12 protein-coding genes are annotated in these 15,740 nt (G+C 60.0%); 5 read left to right on the top strand and 7 right to left on the bottom strand.

Annotated features, from left to right (window positions below):
- Positions 1 to 526, top strand: a 526-nt coding sequence (locus tag ABD050_RS26065) for a DNA/RNA non-specific endonuclease (RefSeq protein ID WP_343892474.1), incomplete at its 5' end; no start/stop codon positions are given.
- Between the two features lie 183 nt (positions 527 to 709).
- Positions 710 to 5,296, top strand: a complete 4,587-nt coding sequence (locus ABD050_RS26060) for an SIR2 family protein (protein ID WP_343892473.1) — start codon at positions 710 to 712, stop codon at positions 5,294 to 5,296.
- A gap of 186 nt (positions 5,297 to 5,482) precedes the next feature.
- On the opposite strand, the gene ABD050_RS26055 is transcribed toward ABD050_RS26060, so the two are convergent.
- Together ABD050_RS26055 and ABD050_RS26050 are read right to left on the bottom strand one after the other, a co-directional pair.
- A complete protein-coding gene (locus ABD050_RS26055) occupies positions 5,483 to 6,094 on the bottom strand; it encodes a hypothetical protein (RefSeq protein WP_343892472.1) in 612 nt (203 codons plus the stop codon).
- A 275-nt stretch (positions 6,095 to 6,369) separates the two neighbouring features.
- The gene (locus ABD050_RS26050; RefSeq protein WP_343892471.1) at positions 6,370 to 7,224 is read right to left on the bottom strand and encodes a toll/interleukin-1 receptor domain-containing protein; all 855 of its coding nucleotides are present in this window, start codon (positions 7,222 to 7,224) and stop codon (positions 6,370 to 6,372) included.
- Between the two features lie 181 nt (positions 7,225 to 7,405).
- On the opposite strand from ABD050_RS26050, the gene ABD050_RS26045 reads away from it, so the two are divergent.
- Both ABD050_RS26045 and ABD050_RS26040 read left to right on the top strand, forming a co-directional pair.
- Positions 7,406 to 8,929, top strand: coding sequence for an SIR2 family protein (locus tag ABD050_RS26045; RefSeq protein ID WP_343892470.1), 1,524 nt, complete (start codon positions 7,406 to 7,408; stop codon positions 8,927 to 8,929).
- Positions 8,930 to 9,229: 300 nt separating this feature from the next.
- Complete coding sequence (locus tag ABD050_RS26040; RefSeq protein WP_343892469.1) at positions 9,230 to 10,573, top strand: hypothetical protein; 1,344 nt, start codon at positions 9,230 to 9,232, stop codon at positions 10,571 to 10,573.
- Here ABD050_RS26040 and ABD050_RS26035 read toward each other — a convergent pair.
- Both ABD050_RS26035 and ABD050_RS26030 read right to left on the bottom strand, forming a co-directional pair.
- Positions 10,530 to 10,871: an aldo/keto reductase gene (locus tag ABD050_RS26035; protein ID WP_343892468.1), complete on the bottom strand. Its 342-nt coding sequence runs from the start codon at positions 10,869 to 10,871 to the stop codon at positions 10,530 to 10,532. The two genes, ABD050_RS26040 and ABD050_RS26035, sit on opposite strands and share 44 nt — an antisense overlap.
- Before the next feature lie 55 nt (positions 10,872 to 10,926).
- Positions 10,927 to 11,058, bottom strand: coding sequence for a hypothetical protein (locus ABD050_RS26030; protein ID WP_343892467.1), 132 nt, complete (start codon positions 11,056 to 11,058; stop codon positions 10,927 to 10,929).
- Positions 11,059 to 12,076: 1,018 nt separating this feature from the next.
- On the opposite strand from ABD050_RS26030, the gene ABD050_RS26025 reads away from it, so the two are divergent.
- A complete protein-coding gene (locus tag ABD050_RS26025) occupies positions 12,077 to 12,805 on the top strand; it encodes a polysaccharide deacetylase family protein (RefSeq protein WP_343892466.1) in 729 nt (242 codons plus the stop codon).
- Positions 12,806 to 12,969: 164 nt separating this feature from the next.
- On the opposite strand, the gene ABD050_RS26020 is transcribed toward ABD050_RS26025, so the two are convergent.
- The 3 genes from ABD050_RS26020 to ABD050_RS26010 all read right to left on the bottom strand — a co-directional run bounded on the left by ABD050_RS26020 (position 12,970) and on the right by ABD050_RS26010 (position 15,710).
- Positions 12,970 to 13,776 (bottom strand): alpha/beta fold hydrolase, encoded by an 807-nt coding sequence (locus tag ABD050_RS26020; protein WP_343892478.1) that lies wholly within the window; start codon positions 13,774 to 13,776, stop codon positions 12,970 to 12,972.
- 293 nt (positions 13,777 to 14,069) lie between these two features.
- Positions 14,070 to 14,798, bottom strand: coding sequence for an SDR family NAD(P)-dependent oxidoreductase (locus tag ABD050_RS26015; RefSeq protein ID WP_343892465.1), 729 nt, complete (start codon positions 14,796 to 14,798; stop codon positions 14,070 to 14,072).
- Positions 14,799 to 15,710, bottom strand: a complete 912-nt coding sequence (locus ABD050_RS26010; protein WP_343892464.1) for an alpha/beta fold hydrolase — start codon at positions 15,708 to 15,710, stop codon at positions 14,799 to 14,801.
- Positions 15,711 to 15,740 lie beyond the last annotated feature (30 nt).

Here is a 15,740-nt window from a genome sequence, read left to right as displayed (position 1 = left end):
AGAACATGGGTCACTTCTCAGTGGAAATTGTGCGCCTCCCGGGTCAGCTCTCAGTGGAAATCAACACTATATCCTCGACAGCGCACGAACCAAGGGTTTCCAGGCCTGTGTCTTCACAGGCCCGGTCCTGCGGGGGCCCGACGACGATCCGGTTGAGCCTGATCTCGCTCCCGGCGAGGAGCTCGTCATCGATGGCGCGACTGTGCCAATGGAATTCTGGAAGCTGGTGGTGACGCGGAACGAGAACGGCAGCGATATACATGCGACAGCGTATCTCTTGAGCCAGGGTGAACTGATCCGAAAGCTGTTGGATAAGCGCTCGGAACGTGAATCCCTGGAAGGCTTCGTCCTTGGTGAATATCGGACGTTCCAACTCAAGATTGCAGATCTGGCTTCTGTCACGGAGTATGACTTTTCACATTATGCCTCGAAGGACCCACTGGCACGCATCTCGGCGGATGAAGGGCTCGACGACCAGCAGCCCATCGTTCTTCCGCTTGAATCGCTCGCGGATATCAAATTATGAAGGATCGGCCGATCGTTGGTCGGATGCTGGGCGTACCGTCATTTCGCGAAGCATAGAAAAACACTGTCCAAAATGGTGATAAGTGTCCGACAGCATCGCCAAATGCTCTAATCGGCCCTCTCGCCGTTTGATGTTGCTCTGAATTAGAGAATCTATAGTGTCCTCCCTTGGGGGGCATCGGGGATGGCAAATTACTCAATCGGCGAGGACGAGGATCGGGCGCCAAAAGACCGGCTGATTGAAAAGGCAACTAATGCCTTGATGACGACCTATGTCGCACGCCGCTGGCCGATCGCGTTCATTGGCTCGGGTCTTTCTCTGATCTACGGCGGGGTTACTTGGGACGAAGCTGTCGACATCATTCTGGAGGAGGCCATCGACCGACTCGATCGGCTGACCGGTCCCCGAGGGGGGACGCCAAGGACCCTATTGTCTATCGAGTTGCAACGCGTGACGCGGATGCGGCGGCTATTGCGCGCGACCGTCTACAGAGCGCCCGGTGAGAATCTCGACGTGAACGAAAAATATGTCGCGCTCGAGTTAGCTCAGGAAGCCTTCGCGGTGGCATCTGCCATCGATCCCACCCCTGGTGACCGGGAATTTCGATCGGCGAACCAGGTCTTTGCGAAGCTCGCTCGCGACGACAGTCTGGCCATTCAACGCTCTCTTGTGCGGCGATATCAATCGGTGTGGACCGCACCAACACCGAACCCGAAGAATCTAGAGGTGATCTACGATGCGCAGGAACAGGACCGGCGCTCGGCCGTCAGGGCCTTCGAGGACAAGGTTCTTGGCGCAGTTGCCGTGCAGTCGTTCGCGGCGCAATTCTACCGTCTCGACCATATCGCGAAATATGTGTCACCTGACCTGAAAGCGGACTTCGACGCGATCGTCGCCGAACTGGTAGACAAGGGCATCGATCGGTCGGCCCCGCTCGCGATCGACCGCAGAGGATGGCTGGCGCCCTTCATCGGCGCCTGGTCTCCGGCCGACCGCAGGAAAGCATTCGAGATTGCCAGGCTGGCGGCCGAAGCCGCCGGAGATCAGGTGCCGGAGGGACCCACCCGTCCAATTATCGACCCGCTCCGGAAGATTCGAAGTCAGCTTGGGATCAGGAGGTTCCTGACGCTGAATTATGATTTCGAACTCGAGAACCTCGCGATGATCCCGGACCTGCGCGATCAGTTCGGCCGTGGCTATGACATTGAGCTGGCTGAAAAGGAGGGCGAGGTCGAGCGCGATGCCCGACTGATCGGCGGTCAGGTATCGCACAGCCTGATGCGGCGGCTGCCAGACGGCAATTTCGTGGCCAGCGATATCTATCGCCCCGGCTCCGCGGCACGGCTGTTCGAATTCGGCCTGAACTCCCCCGATCGCAGCGCCCATATCGTCCATCTTCATGGTAGGGCGGATCACCCCGAAGATCTTGTCGCGCGGGACGACGACTATAATCGCTTTTACCGGCGCGCGGGCCAAGGTCGAGAATCCCTCGAGCGGGCACTGGACGTGACGCTACTAGGCAATCCCATCCTCTTTGTCGGCATCGGCCTGAACGAAGCGGAGATCACCCGCGCATTTCGCCAGATGGTCAGCGATGGTCGTATCGCGCCCGACAACCCTGCCTTTGCGCTCATGCCGTTACCCAAGCTCAGCGGAAAGGGCACCAGCGCTCTCAAGGGCTGGCGGGAGCAGGCCGCGCGCTACCAGCTCTACGGGCTACATCTCCTCCATTACGGGCACCCGCGGCGCGGCAAAGACCTCAGTTTGCCCGACCATCTGTATCAGCTCGATCTGGCCATTGAGAGAGCTAAAGTACTCCGAAAGGAAGGTCTGTCGAGTACTGCAGACGCGAAGTTCAAATGCAAGTCCGCCAGCAACCTGGGTATTTTGAGGCCAATCGCCGGCGATGCCGGAACGTGGGATTGGCTGATCACCCTCCTGCCACTGTCCGGGGCCGATCTCTCGACAAGGCTCGGTCTGCCCGCCGCGGAGCCTGAGCGACTGCCGCGCTTCGCCGACGGTGCCGTCGATTTTCTCGAGCGGCTGCGCTCCAAACTTTACAGCGCAGCACTTGAAATCGAAATCGAGAAGCTGTCCGCTGAGTTGCTGTCGGTTACAACGGATCTGCGACAGGAGATCAAGCCGCGCATCCTTACAGATGGCGGAGACCTGAGATGGTTTCGGCACCGGCCGCACCATGTCGCAACCCACAGGCATGCCGACGGATTGATCGCCAGAGTGATGCGCAACCTGTCTGCGCCCGGCGACGCGCGCACAGTCGTCGTTGAGGGCGGTGCCGGCAGCGGTAAGGGTAATTTCTTGCGTCGCATACAGGAAGAAATTCCTCCCTCGAATTACGAATTCGGCGAGCTGACGATCCACTTGAACTTCGGCATCGAAATCGACTCGGTGCTGTCGACGCTGATCATGTTCGTCTCAAAAGTTTTCGGGAAGGGCCCACGCCGCGAAGACCGGCTTGCGGACCTTAACAACCTGCTTTCCCAGAAAACGAAGGTCGGGAAGCGCGCGTTGATATGCCTCATCGGCGTCGAACGGCTGTTCGACAATGACGGCAACCCCATCTCGGCAGACTTCCTCAAATTGCTTGAGATACTGGTCAAGCGCCAATCGCCCGAAATCGACCTCCTGATCATCACGCATCCCCGGGTGGCTGCGACGCTGGCAGGGTTCAGCCCGGCGCTGAAGCCCGGGCAATATGAACTGCCGCCCGCGAGCTGGCAGGTGGGATTTCATGCGTGCCTCGATCGTAAAATCAAGACCTGGCTCATCGACACCCAATCGAAGACGTGGCTTGAGTTCGAGGATGTGCGGCGGCGGCTGGGCATGCTGCACAAGAGCCATCCAGACCGCCAGCCGCTTGATATTCAGAGGATCAACGCGGAGCTTCTTACGCTCGTCCTGGATCACTGGACAGCACTCGGCATCACATCGGTACCACCCGGCATCGACAGGAGTCGCCAGGCGGCACTCGAACTGGCGGTTCTCGATATTCTCGCGCTTGTCGGAGCTCCGATCGAAGCCGATATTCTTGTCCACGCGCCTCGGATCCGCAAGCTGCTCGACAAGCAGAATGTGGTCGCCGCCGACCGTCGGCCCAAGATCAGTGCGGCATTGCACAGCCTGGTCACTTTCGGATTGGCACATGAGATTGCGAGCCATCCAACCGGTGAGATCGCAACCGTGCGCTTTGCGCTCCACCGCGCAGTGCTGCGCTTCATGCGCGACAGGCTCGGCGTTCCCCTAGGCGACGGCCCGCTCGCAAACAGCTTCAGCTTGACCCTCGCCGCGTCGCTTCCACTCGATGTGATGGTGCCCGATGCCGACATCCAGGCCGAACTGCGCCAACTGATCGGCCATTTCCGGAGCTGCTGGAAAGATCAGCGGATCATTGACCCCATAGCATCGGAGCTCGGGAAGCTTCAGGAGGCCGCCCATGAAAATGGCTCGCCCCTGAGCGCTGAAGGCCATCAAGCATGGGAACTGATCCGCCAGATCGAACGGATCATCCTGTTGCGGATTGGCCCTTCCGGATCCGGATTGCGGGCGGCTGCGAACCTTGTCCGCAGTTTCTTTTCCGCGTCCTCGCTCGTGACGACCGATTCCGTCGCCGACAGTGGCAATCCCGGCCGCCTGCCTGAATTCGAGGCGCACAAGCGCCGGATCCAGGATGTTTTCATCCGGATTCGCGAATGGCAGAATGTCGAGAGGAATTTCAAGGATCTGAATGGCAAGCTCACCAAGGAGATGAAAGGGGCGAGCGCCAAGGCAGCATCCCGACGGCTGGGCGCGGCCTTCAAAAAGCTTTGCATTGACGAGCCCGCCCAACCACCTCTGTTTGGCGCGGAGATCGTCTGGCTCCACAATGAACGGGGCGTCGTCGCGATGCTGCAGGGGGATTTGTACGAAGCCGAGTTCAGCCTTAACAACGCGCGAGAGGCGAATCGCCTGTACAAGGGAGCGGAAAACCGGGACGGTCCCTTTCACAATTTTAGCAGGATCGACGTTAATCGAACGCTCCTCCTCATTGAAAGAGGGCGACTCCGCGACGCGGAAGTTCTGCTGAAGCGGATTCACGAACAGCTTGGTCACGGGGTGGACAGCGAGCGCAAGCTTATCGCGCCGCTCGTCACCGGATATCGGGGCCTAGTGGCTCACCTTAAAGGTCATGCGACGCTGGCACGCAACCTTTACACCGAGAGCATCGACGAATTGCAGGTGTCCGAGCAGCAGCGAGCGCTTGGCCTCTTCCTGATCCGTCGAGCGACCTTGTGGCGCGTGCTCCAGGAGCCTGTGAAGTGCGACAACGATGTGCAGCGGGCCGTCTTGGCCGCAGAGGCCGGGCGGCAGATCGACCTCTTATGGCGCGCGCGGCTTGTCCGTCGCATGCCGCCGGAAAAGAGCGGTGAGCAAGAGCGTATCGCAACCAAAGCGCTCGCCTATGGCGAGGCCACTGGACTGTTGCGCGTCGAACTGGAAGCCCTGCTCGGGCTGATTGCCATCGACGAGGATCGCAAGAACTACGAGCGCGCGATGCAACTCACGGCGCGCGCCATGATCGTCGCGTTGCGCAGTGGTGCCGTGCTTCGTCGCATCGGTCTCAGGGTGATTATGGGACGGCTGATGTTGCTGTCCGGAGATCCCGCCGGCGAGTATCTGCTGCGCCGGGCAATCGAGCATGCCGATTTGATCGGATATGGCGCAGCCGTTGAAAGAGCTCAGCAAGCGCTCAACGCAAACCTTACGCCGTGAGCACAAGATGCTCATGGTATGGTCGGCTCAAGGGTGCAGGCGAAAGTCCAGCGCCCATGAACGTTGGGCTTCGCCGATCGCCTATTCGGTCACGTCGATAGCGGTTTCTTCGATTTTGGACTGCAGCGTGTATGGCAGCAAGGGCCGCTGCGCGCGACTGCGCGCGCGATGTTTCTGACTGGCTCCTTATGCAAGGCCGAGCCCATACTTAAATGCACCAAACAACCTTTTAAATGAATTAGTGGTGTCAATCGCATACTGCTTCAACAGCGGCATCGCCCTCTTGAAATTTCGCTCAATATTGTCATAATTTCCAAGTATGGCTATGATAATACCAACCAAGCCTATTGTTATCTGGATCAAGATTATTAGAGTAACGCTACCTTTCTCGATTTTAATGTCCGTAATTCTGACATTTCCTTCGGGCAGCGCCGACCTTACTGCAGAAACGATCTCCGATTTTCGAGCTTCGTAATATTTCCAAATATCGTCAGAGTCTTCTTTGGTCGTGACCTTGAAGGTCAGCCTGACAAAATCGCCCGGCCCCGCGGACTTGTCCAAAGTCGCGTCAACACAACCAATCCAGGTCAAATTATCGTTCCAGTATGAAGCGGTTGGCGGCGGGGCTTGCCGGCAAATCTCTGCGCGTAGCAGGCGCAACGCCTCGGCTCGCCAATCGACCTCCTGCCTCGGCGTGCGTGGCCGCTCTATCGGTGCCGGAGGCCGCAGCACTACAGTGTGGATGATCGGCATTGCGGGAGGAGGTGCCAAATCGCCATTCTCATTGACCAAACCCATATTTCCCTCCGCTCATTTTAGAACTGCCCGAGAAACTTTGCGCTCTGATGGTGGTCCTCAATCGATGCCTGATTCGCCCTGCACAATTTCTGATATACTCTCTTTTTACCGGGGAACTAGGAAGGATCTTGGTGATCAAGGAAGCCCTTCTGGAAGCGGATTCCAACAATCGGACCTTTTAGTGTGACTATCAGGTGATCCAGCTCACACTGGACCAACTCGGCGTCTATCTGATCCGAGGCGCTCTCAGTATCGAATTGAGATGAGAACCGGCCTCAACGTTCCGCGCCTGAATCCTGGTCGTGATATCCTAGTTGCAGCATCTTGGGCGGCTCGCTTGGGGCAAGCGGTCCACCTCCTACCTTCCCGTAAGCCGCAACATTGTTGTTTTTGTAGGATCTGTAAACTTCGCCGTTTGAAAGCCGGATCCGGAATTTCTCGAAATAGCTCTGTTCCGGATATCCCGGGAGATGCTCGCAGAACAGAAATGTTTCCCATTCCATACCTGGCGAAAGTGCCCATGAGGGCAATGGACGGCTAACAGGGTATTCGAAATAAAGTTCCCGGTCGAACACATCGATCCAAGTATGGGTGATGGAAAATGGCGGTATCGCGACATTGGCGACTTTAAGGAAATAGGCATTGCGCGCAATCCCGCGAAACTGCGCGATGTGTACTTGACAGAGTATCCGGCGCTCTGCTGCCTCCCGGGTGAGAAATTTGTGCAGGAGTGTGGTGCGCAGCGCGCCCAGCACCGCGCGCGGATTATCGTTCCAATCGATGCGATGCAGGTCATCGAAGCCGTGGATATTCACGCGTACAGGCTCCAGATAGACGGGCAGGACAAAGACGTCGGTGATGCCGGCAGCGAGCCTCCGCCGCTGCTCCTCCATTGCTTTGCACAGCTCGAAGTGTTGGAATTTCAGCGGATCATAGGAGGATGACAGTAATGCGACCACATAGTCAGCATGAGCAATCTCCTCCTCGATAATCGGCTTGTACAACTCACCAATGAAAAGCGAGGCATGATCGAACCACAGTTCGATGTTCGGCGTAAGGCTGAGCGCGTCGTAAACACGCGTCGCAATCTCGAGATCGGCGCGCGCATAGCTGAGGAACACGCGAGGCATTTCTCTCCCCTTTTTCGCTGCTGAGGCGACCGACATCGCAATCTAAGGCAAATCGGATGAGAGGAAAGCGCCATGGTTAATGTGATCGGCGCGTTGTAGTCTGATTGTGTCCCGGGCAGTGGCTCAGGCGGGGAGACCGAACCATCTATCATCTCCGCCTGGCGCTGAAAGTGGGGCTGGCGTGTCGGGGCGAGGTCAAATTACAGCCCTGGGTCGACTCGAAGACGAAAAGGCAGGCGTCATGTCTCGAAAGGCGTTTTCTCGCGAAGCTATTCAGTTTCTGGACGATTATTTCAGGGAAATGGTTGCCGGGAACGCAGCGGTTTTCGCTGGTGCCGGCCTTTCCGTGCCGGCAGGCTTTGTCGACTGGAAGGAATTGTTACGGCCACTCGCCGACGAGCTCGACCTCGATATCGACCGCGAGTCGGATCTGGTCTCCGTGGCGCAGTTTCACGTCAATGCGAGCGGCAACAACCGACACCGGCTGCACCGCGCGGTAATCGAGGCATTGTCCGCGGACAACCCGCCGACACTGAACCATCGGCTTCTCGCCCGTTTGCCGATCGCCATCTGGTGGACGACGAACTACGACAAGCTGATCGAAAAGGCCCTGCGCGAAAATGGCAAGGTGGTGGATGTAAAGACAGCTGTCGTGCAGCTCGCTGACACCCGGCCGCGGCGCGACGCGATTGTTTACAAAATGCACGGCGATGTCGATCGGCCGAACGAGGCAATCGTCACGCGCGACGATTTCGAATGTTATCCCAAAAAGGGTGCCGCATTTCTCAACGCCCTGGCGGGTGACCTCGTCTCCCGAACCTTTCTGTTCGTCGGGTTCAGTTTCACCGATCCAAATCTCGACTATGTGTTGTCGCGCGTCCGCCAGATGTTTGCCGAGAACCAGCGCCGGCATTTTGCGATATTTCGCAGGCGGGCCCGTTTGCCGGACGAGGACGATGATAGCTTCGCCTATGCGCGCGTGCGCCAGGAGCTGGTCCTGCGCGACCTGCAGCGCTTCAATGTCAAGGCGGTCCTGATTGACGACTATTCGGAAATTACCGATCTGCTGAGCGAACTCGAGCGGCGCTATCGCCGGCAAACCCTCTTCGTCTCCTCAAGCGCGGCCGATTTCGGCCCGTGGGGCGAAGAGGCAGTCCAGAATTTCATGCGCGCGCTTGGTGCGGCGCTGGTACACGAAGGCATCAAGGTCGCGACCGGCCTTGGGCGGGGTGTCGGCAATGCGCTTTTTACCGGTGCGGCGGAGGAGGCGATGCGAGCCGGCACGCATCTGGAGGACTCGCTCATCGTTCGGCCATTTCCGCGGGCTATCGCGGACGCAGCGGAGCGGGACCGCTTATGGGATCAGTACCGCCACGACATTATCGGGCGGGCCGGGACCGCCCTGTTCCTTTTCGGCAACCAGCGCGACGGCAAGAATATTGTCGAGTCGGCCGGCATCCGCCGCGAATTCGAGATCGCCAGGGAGCATGCCCTGGTTGTGTTGCCGATCGGCGCGACCGGCGCGATGGCCCGGACATTGTGGCAGGAGGTCGAGGGCAATCCTGATTTGTTTATGCCCGAACTCGATGCAGAGGGGCGTGCTCTTCTCAAAAAGCTGGGCACCCCGACCGGTGACCTGATGACCCTTGTCGAGCCGGTCGTAGCGCTCACCAAACGGCTCGCGGCAAAACTACCAGGTCGATGAAGGACCGAAAGCATGTTGCGCGTCTCGCGCATCCGGCGGATCTGGATTTCGCCGGGCAATTGATCGAAGCGTTCGAGCAAGCGGGTATCGCGGTCGATCGCTACCTCATCGCCGCCCGCGCGGCGTTGAAGGCGGCGTTTGGCATACTCGAGGAGGTCATGCCGCGACCTTTGCGGACCCGATCACGCGCGCAATCTGATTGGCGCGCACGACCGACGATCGGGTGGTTCATATCTTCCGCACCTTCTCCTGCGCGCTATTCTTTTTCGCGGGCAGAGGTCTTGCTGCGCTGCAGTAAGGATGTCTTACATCTTTCGTCAACGACTAAGCCGAGGGAGATCGACCATCAAAGGGCGCTTCATCAAATTTGCCGACCTGATCGAAATGGGTCGGTGGCCGATGACGGAGTGCGTCGAAGATATTCCGCTCACGCGGGAAGACGATTATTTCTTCATATCGCATCGCTGGCTTGCGCCGGAATCACCCGACGAAGGCGGCGCGAAATTTGCACTGCTCAAGAAGTGGTGGAAGCTCCTGCACGATGTTGACGAGCTGATCTTGGCTGCGAACGACGAACAGATTCTCTATAGTGAGATTGAAGATCTGATCGATCGGCGATTCCAGTTGGCCCCCATTGCGCACAAGAGATTTTATAACGAACTGCCTTGGAAAAAGGCAAATATTCTGAATGTTTCCAAGAGCGAGACCCTGGAGTGGCTACGCACATCGGTGTCTTCCGCGATCGACGCTGTGATCTGGATCGATAGTTACGCCGCCCCCGCACGGCATCATCGGTCAACCTGCACCTCCTGCCGAGCCGATTTCGCTGCGATGATTGACGATTTTCCATTGCTGGTGGCGCAGTCGACTTGTCTCCATCTGGCAGGATTCAAATCGGACGAGACCAGCCGCGGCTGGATCATGCTCGAAGTTACGATAGCGCACCTAAAAGAAAGGCTAGTTAAATGCGGTCACGCCGATTACAACGTCGAAGAAATTGTTCAGCGCCTTCTGTCATTTGACTATCAATGCACTGAAGAGTTTGATGAGAAAAGGATAATACGTCTTTTTGCTATTTTCTATACTCTACTGATGCTGCCACCGATGGTTAATTTGGAAAACGAATACAACAAGCCTTTGACGACTCTTCCCTTTCGAAAATTTATCGAAAACTGGTCAGGGGGCATACTGGTTAAGGACATCGCGGAATTGTTGCGCGAGGTAAGCGCCCCTTATTTTAGGAACGGCATTCGCCCCATTTGCGGAGGTGAGAAGCATGCGGGCGCTTTTACCACCGTCGCGGTATCCATGGCGCTGTTTTCGAGATTAGTTTGCGAGGATAGCTACAGGAAAAAATTCCGCGGGGAAAAAATCTATCTCCGGCAAATAGTCTATCTGCAATCCTGCATCTACTATCTAATTCGCCATAGGCTATACGACGCCGACCTCGCAGCGGCTGTCATCTCTACCTGTTGGCTGATCCGGCATGGCATGGAAGAGGCCTATATATCGAACGAACCGCTTGAGAAAAACCCCATGCTGTTCGGTCACGCCGAAAGATGGATCGAGCTCTGCTATGATGAGTGGGTAATGCCGGACTTCAAGCGGGATATCTCAGTCCAGGATTTTGCCTGGCCGCAATAGAGAAGCGTCGAGGCTCCGACTTCGCTCCCGTGGCCGCTGCCGCGATCCGGCGACGACGAACCTCGCCCGGCCTGGCGCGTGCAGCGTTAAATCGCCGACGAAGAAGGCTGGTGTCGGGGGCTGCGCGGTTTTCGCGGAGATGGGCGATGCTCCCGGCTTTCGGGATCACGATCATGTGCGGCTGGCGCAGCGTCCAGGCGAGCGCGACCTGCGCCGGCGTCAGGCCCAGCTCCGAAGCAATGACGGACAGCGCGTTGTTGCGCACCGGCCTGCCCTGCTCCACGGGGCTATAGGCCATCGCGCCCATGCGGTGATCTGCAAGCCAGGGCAGCAGTTTGCGCTCCGGGCCTGGGTCACATTATAGAGGATCTGGTCGGGCACGCAGGCGCTGCCGCGTCCGCATGATTGGTGCGGATAGCAAGGATCGCTTCTTGCTCCGCGCGCCGCAGCAGGAAATCGGTTTCCGGGTTCGGGATATCGGTCATCGCCATCTCCAGCCCACTTGCTCTCGCCTCTCGCGGCCATGCCGATCAGGTGATGAATGCGAGATAGCCAGAGTGACGCATTCTGGACCTTCCACGTCGACAGGAGCCCCCGAGCCGACGGATGACAATTCTGCGCATGGAACAGCCCGCGAGCAGGCCGAACTGATTGCCGCGCATGCGCTTGCCCATGCCCTGGTGCACGGACAGAACATGCCAAGGGAACGCACCCGAACCATGGCATGGCATCGACTGAATTGACCTGGTGAATGGGTCCGTGATTTGCGACGCCACTTCGCCTCAGTCGCGATCTCCAATGGACTCGATTTCCGTCTGGCCAGCAGCCGCGTCTTCCGCGATCAGCGCTCGCTGCCGTCGCCCGGTTGACGCTGCGCCTCGACACGCCGACAAAAAAAGAGCCAGCCCCCGAAAGGGCCGGCCTTGGAAAGTTTAGGAGAGGATGCCTGAAAGGCAGGATTGTTGTGCGACGCAGCATCATTTGCTGCAAGTGCGAAGTATGCGCGGAGGATTGCGCTTTTAGCAATCGTCACGCTGGCGGTAGCGGAGCGGTCTATCGAGGCAGGCGCTCATCACGGCGAGACCGTCGCGCTCCGTGGCGGAACGCACCGAAAAGAGCCCTGCCCCGCCGCCGCCTAACGCCAAAGGGGTGTGGGGAGCACAGGCCGCCGTGGCGGTCATGATCCCCAGGCTGAACGTGGCCCCATCGTCCGAGACAATCGCTCCCTTCGGAAGACGGGTGCTCCCAGTTGAGAGGTCGATGATGGGACAAGCGATCCATGGTCAAGTTCGGCAAACTAGCCTGCGAAGCCAGCCACCGCGCATGTTTCAGGGCCGGGCGGATGCGACCGAAAGAAAGGACGCGACCGCGCGTCACGCGCTTCGATGCCAGCGACATCTTGTATATCGTCCGCCCATGCGTGTTGGACGGCGTCAATTTCTCGTTTCCGGTAGCCGCGGGCTGGCGGCCGCGGCCCTGGTCTCAGCGACACGGAGCGCCGGGGTGCCAGGGCGTTTCCGCTGGCCGGATGGGAAGAGCGGCGCGGTCAGCCTGACCTATGACGATGGTTTGCCGAGCCAGCTCGATTACGCGATGCCCCAGCTCGAGGCAGGCGGCATGCGCGGCACCTTTTTCGTCACCGGAAACGAAATCCCGCCCCGCGATGCCGAATGGCGGGCCGCCGCCGCGCGCGGCCATGAGATCGCTGATCACACGATCGATCATCCCTGCGACCTGCGGCGCTTTCGCCCGCAAGACTTCATCGCGCGCGAAGTCCGTCCCATGGAAGACTATCTCGACGCGGTCGCCGGCCCTTCCCGTTTCCGGGGCTATGCCTATCCGTGCGACGTCACGAATCTCGGTCCGGGATCGCCAAACGCCGAGGCAGGCCGCTACGCCCGGCTCCTCAAGAGCGCAGGCATCGTCGCGGCGCGGACCAGCGAAGGCGCCCCGAACGATCCGCGGCGGTGCCGGGCTACGGCCTATCGATTGCACGCTTTGGCGGTGGGCTATGATGCGCCTGATCCAGCTGCGGTGAAGGCCTATCTCCAGCGCGCAATCGATCGGGGTCATTGGGCGATCCTGGTGTTTCACGGTCTTGTCGAGGAGATCGGAAAGCCCGGAGACACACGGATTGAGGATCATCGCGCCATCCTCGACACGATCCGCAAGAGCGACCTGTGGTGTGCGCCGCTCGGACGAACTCTTTCCCATATTCAGTCGACGTCCTGACGCCTGCGCGTCACCGAGGCGGCAGGACCGTCGAAGCTCATGAACGGCACCACAGAGCGTCCGTCCGCGACCTGATCTTCGGTCACGTCCGGAAACATGGGACCGCCAGCCAGCCGCCGATCACACCGGTCAGCCTTGTCGGGCGGGCGGGCCCCGCGTCGCGCTCAATCTGCCTTCTGGGCGAAGCCAGCGATCTCGACCACGACCTGCCGCGGATTTTCATGCTGCAGCCAATGCGTGTCCTGGGCAAAACGAACGATCCGGGCGTCGTCACACATCCCGGCCGCCGCAGTTGCGAGATGAGCCCCCAGGAAACGGTCCTTCATGCCCCACAGGATCAAGGTCGGGACCGTGATCCGGCCAAGGGGCGCGCGGGGTATCCGCAAGGCGCGGTAATAGTTCACCATCGCGGTCAGCCGTCCGGGGCGCGCCCATTCCTCGACATAGGCGGCGATCTCGCCCGGATCGAATGAACCGGGCCGCGACGTCTGCAAGAGCGAGCGACGCAACGCCCGGTAGCCAAAGGCCGAGAGCAGCCTTTCCGGCAGGCGCGGGATCTGGAAGAAGCCGGCATACCAGCTGCGCAGCAGCTGCGCCGGATGACGCCGCATCTCCTGGCGCATCGTGTCGGGGTGCGGCGCGTTGAGGATCACCAGGCGGTGCACCCGGTCGGAGTGCCGCGCCGCGACAGCCCAGGCGACGATTCCGCCCCAGTCATGCCCGGCCAGGGTGAAGGTCGGCGCGCCGGATGCGTCAGCGAGTCCGATCACATCGGCGACAAGAAGATCGAGACAATAAGCGTCGATCCCCTCCGGAACATCGCTGCTCCCATAGCCACGCATGTCGGGGGCGATAACGTGGAATCCCCGCTCCCCGAGTGGTCGCAGGATCTTGCGCCAGGCGCGCGACGATTCCGGAAATCCGTGCAGCAGGATCAGCAGCGGGCCATCGGGCGGCCCCGCTTCCCGCACGTTCAAGTTGAGCCCCCCGGTCGAAATCATCCCGCCCTAATGCAGCGTCGCACGCGGCCGGTCACCCTGTTTGTGCGTCATGGAGGTCGTGCCGCGAGACCACGCCGGGCCCTGCTGTCGCCTCCACCGAAACGAGGGAGGCCGGGTCTTGCCCAATGCGGGCGCGACCATCCGCACCAAGGCGTCGCGATCGCCAGCTGCAGCCATTTCAACATCGCGCGCGAGCCGGGAATTCATGGCCAAGGAAAGGCTTCGAATTCGGTCTGTCGCGTACCCTTTGTCTTGATCTCGGATCACCATGTCTCGCCGAACGGACGTGCTTCGACCTCAAAGCTCCATGCGCGGCGATCCTGGTGGACGAGGAACCACGCCGTTTCGGCAACGCCAGCCGGTGCGACGAAGAAGTCGGCGGCCTTGTCCGGCATCGCCGCACGCGTGCGCGGCAAATCGACAGCCCCGTCGACGATGATCACCGCGACATGGATCCCCTTCGGCCACATCGCGCGCGCCATCGACTGGGCCAGGCTGCGCTGTGCCGCCTTGGCGGGCGCAAACGCGGCCGTGGCCTTGCCACCGCGAAGGGATGCGGTCGCGCCGGTGAAGATGATCGCCCCCGAACCTCTTGCCTTCATGGCGGGCAGAACGGCTTGAGAGCACAGCAAGGCACCATAGGCGTTCACACGCCAGGCGCTCTCGAAGTCTTCCGGCGAGATCTCCTCGACTGATTTGAACACCCCCGAGCCGGCGTTGAACAGGAGGACATCCGTCTCGCCCAACGCTTCTTTGATCGCAGAGAAGGTGCGGGCTACCGCTATGGGGTCCGTGACATCACAGACATAACCCTCGACGCCTGCGACCTCCGCGCTCGCCGCCTCGAGCTTGGCCTGCTCACGCCCGAGGATCGCAACCTGATACCCGCCCGCCGCGAACCGGCGCGCCAGAGCCAGGCCATTTCCCGGGCCGACGCCCGCCACCACGGCAACCGGCCTGGGTTCATTTAGCATGGGCATCCTCCGGACCACCTAGCTTTGGAAGAAGCGGTTCAGCCGCTCGGCAAGCCACGCCGGGTTGTCCTGAGCCAGGGTATGGGCCGCGCCCGGCACGATATCCTCCTCAATCCTGTCCGCCACGCGGCGCACACTGTCAACGGTGGCCTTCAGCGGCAGGCCTTTCTCACCGTTAAGGACCAGCACCGGCATGGCGAGCTTCTGCCTGAAATGGTCCCGGTTCTCGCGCCCGTCGTCGCCGATCAACGTCGCGTAATGGGCAAAGCCACCCCGCATGCCGCCACGCGCGGAATAATGGGGCAAGAAGCGCCCTTCATTGGACTGCTGGGCGGCGGGGGAGGCGGACATCATCTTCCACATCGGTCCCAGATACGCGGCTTCCTTTCCCTCGGTGAGCATGGTGGCGATTTCCACCTGGGCGTGGAATCCGAAATGCCAATAGCCCCCCGTCGCCGGGTTCATATGCTCCTCGAGGCCAAATCCCGGCAACAGACCCTCGCCCAACACCGCGTGCCCGACATGGGTCGGGTATCGGGCCGCATAGGCAAAGGCGACCATCATGCCGATATCGACCCCCATCAGGTCGACAGTGTCGTGATTCAACGAGACCAGGAGTTCATGGACGTCCTTGGCGACATTGCGTTTCAGATAGTCGCTTTTGGCGTAATCCTTGTCAGGCTTGGCCGAGAGCCCCATCCCGCGCAGGTCCGGGGCGATCACGGTGCGCCCGGCCTGAGCGAGGAGCGGCATCACCGGACGCCATTCCTCCCAGGTGAACGGCCAGCCATGGAGGAGCAGGACTGCGGGCCCTGCCCCGCCCTGCACGTAATGCAGCCGTGTTCCGTTGACGGCGGCGAAGCCGTGTCGAAAGCCCGGCAGGTCCGTGACCGGGTCGCCATCGGCTGGGTCATGGTGGAGGATGCTCATCACTCACTCCAGATGCTGTGCGGCGGCGAA

This window comes from Sphingomonas oligophenolica (assembly GCF_039522915.1).
Lineage (GTDB): Bacteria > Pseudomonadota > Alphaproteobacteria > Sphingomonadales > Sphingomonadaceae > Sphingomonas > Sphingomonas oligophenolica.
Note: the sequence above shows the minus strand (reverse complement) of the source record. Positions and strands in the feature narration are given on the sequence as shown.